This is a genomic window from uncultured Methanobrevibacter sp. (genome assembly GCF_902764455.1).
In the GTDB taxonomy this organism is placed as follows: domain Archaea; phylum Methanobacteriota; class Methanobacteria; order Methanobacteriales; family Methanobacteriaceae; genus Methanocatella.
In genome coordinates this window covers 1-4,848 of sequence record NZ_CACWVY010000069.1, presented here as the reverse complement: position 1 = coordinate 4,848, position 4,848 = coordinate 1, and the positions used below count along the sequence as shown (strand labels likewise).

General features: G+C 33.3%; 3 protein-coding genes and 1 pseudogene. All 4 read right to left on the bottom strand.

Annotated elements, in window-relative coordinates; translation table 11 throughout:
- Positions 1 to 27 precede the first annotated feature (27 nt).
- The 4 genes and pseudogenes from mcrG to QZU75_RS12445 all read right to left on the bottom strand — a co-directional run bounded on the left by mcrG (position 28) and on the right by QZU75_RS12445 (position 3,494).
- Positions 28 to 772, bottom strand: a pseudogene (gene mcrG / locus QZU75_RS12460) (coenzyme-B sulfoethylthiotransferase subunit gamma).
- A 15-nt stretch (positions 773 to 787) separates the two neighbouring features.
- Complete coding sequence (gene mcrD, locus QZU75_RS12455) at positions 788 to 1,282, bottom strand: methyl-coenzyme M reductase operon protein D (RefSeq protein WP_296884142.1); 495 nt, start codon at positions 1,280 to 1,282, stop codon at positions 788 to 790.
- Between the two features lie 10 nt (positions 1,283 to 1,292).
- Positions 1,293 to 2,624, bottom strand: coding sequence for a coenzyme-B sulfoethylthiotransferase subunit beta (gene mcrB / locus QZU75_RS12450; RefSeq protein ID WP_296884141.1), 1,332 nt, complete (start codon positions 2,622 to 2,624; stop codon positions 1,293 to 1,295).
- A gap of 39 nt (positions 2,625 to 2,663) precedes the next feature.
- Entirely contained in the window at positions 2,664 to 3,494 is an 831-nt protein-coding gene (locus QZU75_RS12445; RefSeq protein ID WP_296884140.1) for a F420-dependent methylenetetrahydromethanopterin dehydrogenase, read from the bottom strand.
- Positions 3,495 to 4,848: the final 1,354 nt, after the last annotated feature.

Below are 4,848 nucleotides of genomic sequence, written 5' to 3'. Positions count from 1 at the left end.
AAAAATTTTTTATCTTCCAAAGCCATCTTATTCACCTAATTTCTTTTTTAAGTCTTTAGAAAATACTCCTAAACCATATCCACCTTTGGTACGTGCTTCGTGAATATTTTCAACTACTTCAAGTGCTTCTTTATCTTGTCTCATACCGATATTATCTTCCCTGTAGATTGTTGTGATTTCTTTTAGATATTCCTCATCCAAAGGTGCACCGACATCTACCAACTCATCTAATGGACGACCTACCTGATCTTTAACATAATAAACATGCCCATCCTCTTCATTGAAGATGTATCTTTGAAGACCATCGAACATTAACCCGTTTTCATCCAATCTTAATGAGTGTCCGTGTACGGTTGCTCCCCTCATACCTGACCGGGCAGGGTCAAAAATATCTGTTTCTATCAATTCTTTAGAAATTTTTTCTAAATCTTGTTCTCTTATTTCTATTACCTGTTCTTGCCCTATCATAAGGCTGTGCCGGAGCATTGTACATTGAATCAGCAAATTGAATATACCTGACCCTAATACCTTCTGCGGCACCAGGAGTAGGTTCTACAATACTTTTAATAATATCCCCATCATCTTCCATTTCAGCCAATGGTGGATGAACTGTTTTATAACTTTCACCAGGATTTCTATGACCCAATATCTTTACGATACCCTCATCAGAGACTTCCCTTATCTTTTTAAATTTATGCTCTGGATTCATATGCTTTCTTCTGTTTTCAGCAATTTTTGTTTCACCAGGGCCAAATTGTGCTTTATATGTCATAAATTCACCATAAAATTATTTTATAACTTTTACCGTTTCGGAACTTCGTGCACTAGAATCAACTAAACCAATGTAACGTTTGTCAATATGATTTTCAAAACTTTCACCATACTTTAAATAATCGGAAATTGTGCTTTTAGTTCGAGTGAATCTTCCAACCAAAACTGTAAAATCACAGGGCATGTTTTCGTCTAGAATAACCTGCAATTTATCCATGAAATCATTGAATTTGGAAATATCTGCTGTGATGATAATATCTCCAACCATGACTCTTAAATCCACATCATTCCCTTTAACTTGAATTGTTTTTCTATCCGTATGATTTACTTCATGGCCTTTACCCGGACCATAAAATACTTTTTTGGGAAGAGAAGGGCCATGTATCAATACCCTCATGTTTCCTTCCAATTCATAAATCTCATTTAGAATTTTTTCACAGGTGTCTGGCTTTAAAAATCTGTTTGGAATAATCTTAATATCAATTACATTAACTTGTTTTGATTCATCCATGAAAAACACCTTAAATTTTATCTTTAATTTCTCCTGCAACCTTGGCCACATTTGGAATAGGGTTTCTAAGGTTATCAATAGTACCATACACAATTCCAATTAATGCAGATGTTCTTTTAACTGAAAACATCTGAGTTCCTGCATCCAAACACATTGCAGCGGACGCACAAGGAATTGCAGTTCCTTTTGCATGTCTTGTCACTACGTGGTTTCCATGGAATGTACCTGGTCCCCCACCACCATAAATGGAGTGAGAGAAGAAACTAAATCCTACACCTACACCTTCAGTTCTACCATAATCTACACCCGGAAGGCCTGTCTCATATTCCAGCATGTCATTATAATACAATACTGTTGAAGCTACACCTTGAGCGGCTCTTGCGGCACCTACATTAACAATGACTGCAGCAAGCAATCCTGCAGCAGCATATGCATTCCATAATGCCCAATCCACAGGCTCATACATGTTATATCCTGACGGCATCTTTTTAGCGACTCTGATAACATTGTCTTCAATAGCTCTTCCAACCAAGGATTGGATAACTGTTCCAACAGTTCCCTTACCATTTTCTTTAACTATATCAAACACTAAATTATCTGCATTTAAACCTTGATATGCCAATGTCAATAAATGCATTCTTTCAAATGCACCGGAAGCATCACCAGTTTCAATCATTGCTGTCTGTTCCATGATTGAAGACAATGCGGCTGCATTTAAAGTTTGCTTATTGGTAATGGCAACTACATGGTTTGCCATGACATTTCTTAAACCGTATCCCAATCCTTCCAACAATACCGGAGGCCCTAAAAGCGCACTGATATTAGCACCTGAAAGATCGACAGTTCTCGGATATGCTCCCATTACTGCAGTTTTGATTGTTGATGCATCGAACATGTTAACTTCGAAGCTGTCAATAATTGCCTGAATGGTTGCAGCACCAGTCTGCATTGTTGAAACAGAATAATCTGCAGCAACATTTAAACGTTCGAAAGGTAATTGAACCAACAATTGTTGGCCATCATTAATTAGCTCAACAGTTGTATCATCATCCTCATTAACACGAAGAATCTTTTTGATTTTATCACCAATTACCTCTGCATTCTCAACAATTTCATAATCCAATTCTCTTCCTGGAATATATGTCGCTTTTCCGCCCATTGCAGCATTCTTTAAACCGTTTTCAATACCTGCCAGATTGACTGCACAGGACCTTTTAATGTCATAAATCATTTCCTGTATAGCAGAATTCTTAAGCGGGCTAATGGATTCCAATGGTACGGATTCCTCAAGGATTTTTCCATCAGGATCATACAAATCCAGAACATCATCATATATTTTCATACTATCCTCCTAAAAGAAAATTTAAGAAAATAGGAAACCTTATTGTGGTTTACTAATTAAGTCTGTTTTACAACCGGGGTTTCCTTCTTTCATGTGTGGAGTTCTTAAAACGGTGTCATTTGCTTTTTCGATTTCTCTTGCTTCTTGTGCTAATTTAGCAGCACATGCAGCGATTTCGTGAGCAGCAGCTACTAATGGGATGAAGTTTTCGAAACCTTTGGTCATGAAACAACCTTTCATGTCTAAGTTTGCAACGGATCCAGCCATTTCGTATGCAGCAATAGCTTTTGCTTTTGCGTATGGGTTTGCGAATCCACCAGCTTCTGCAGCTTTTTCAGCAGTTATTATGAGTTTAGGTAATTCGATTGCTTCACCTGCATCAGCTTGAGCGATTACAGCATCAATGGTTTTCTGAACTAATCTTAATGCTCCGGTTTCTGCGAGTACTTTTAAGATGTCAGAGTTGAAGATAGTCATTTCAGTTGGGTCTAACCATTCTCTTTTTGCACCGATCATTGGGTCGGACATTACGATAATGTAACCGAGACCTTGTTCGTCCATTTCATCTTTTTTACCTTTACCCGGTGCGTCACCGACGATAATAGCAGGTACATCTTTTTCAGATAACATTTCTCTTGCTTTAGCTGGTCCAGGTGCTCCCGGGTTTGGGCTAATGAATATAGCGAAGTCAGGTTCGAAAGCGTCTATTTTTGGCACGACGTCTTCTACTTGTTCAGGGTTCATTTTTGCTCCAGATCCAAATGTTCTTACATCGATATTTGGTCTGTCTGCTCTTTCGTCTAACAATAGGTCAATAACCGGTGATGTACCGATATTTCCACTTTTAATAATTGCGATTTTTACAACCATAGTATCACATTTTATTTTACATTATTTTTTCATTTAAATAAAAAAATAAACCTGAAATAAATTCATTTCTTAAATTAAGTAATAATTAGATAATAAATTCAATTTGTTGACTACAAAAACTCATGTATTCTAATCTTAAAAAGATAAATAGAAGAGTGAATAGTTATTTTATTATAACTATTCTAAACTTCATATGGCTTGCTATTTAGCGATAAATAGAAGAGTGAATAGTTATTTTATTATAACTATTCTAAACTTCATATGGCTTGCTATTTAGCTATTGTTTGATGATCATAATCTAATGAATTAAGTTTTGTTAAATTCCTGTGAAATTCCTCCATTTTTATTTGGAATTTTTAATCAACATCCTTAAATCCAGTCTTAATTAAATTTTTTAGTGAATGGAAAATCTGAATCTTTTCCATTCAAATAACTTACTTACATATCATTGGAATCCTTTATTAGAAAAAGTTCCCAATTTTATCGTTTATACTAATATTAAGTCAACATCAAGATCAGTTAAAGAGAGTATCAGGAATATGTTCACTATTTAAATTTGAATACTCACTCTTTGACAAAATATGAACTGATTCACAAGTTATAGAACTCATATCCATTAGAACATTACACGCATGATAAAATATTATTTGAGAAACATTTTCACTATTGAATTCTTCAAATAATCCTATTAAATCCATATTTATGGGATTTATGTCATCTCTAATCAATCAAATTTTTTGCATATAACTTTCCATGATACTCTCCAACAATCTAGAATTATGAAAATCAGACACCCAATCAAAATAATGTGGTTCTTAATAAACTCTCTAATATTTAATAACAATTTCATAATTAAGCATCTAATTAACTAATCTAAATATTCATAGGAGTAATAACCATATAAATGTTATTAAAGTATTAACTTTGAATTTTGAAGTTTAATTCAAAAAATAAGCATTATAAAACATTTAAATTTTTCTAAAAGAAATAACGACCACATATATTAAATTTACTAGAACAAGGTTTATCCTTTTAAATAAAGTAATATTTTTTTAAAAATAATGAAATTGTATAATTAATGATTAAATAGGAAATAACCAAAAATTAATAGCGTTAAATTATAAAAATAAGATGATAATGCAATTATTTACTATGAAATGAACCTAAAATAGTTATTTAATAGTATAAAAATTTCGACATCAAAATTAAATTGTAATACTTTTTATAAAATTATTACTACTTAAAAACATAATAAAATATAAAAAAGTATTACTAATGTTGGAGAAATGCCAACATAATTACTGCCAAATCCAAAACATTTTGCCCGTATACTATACAAAATATAATGTACTTT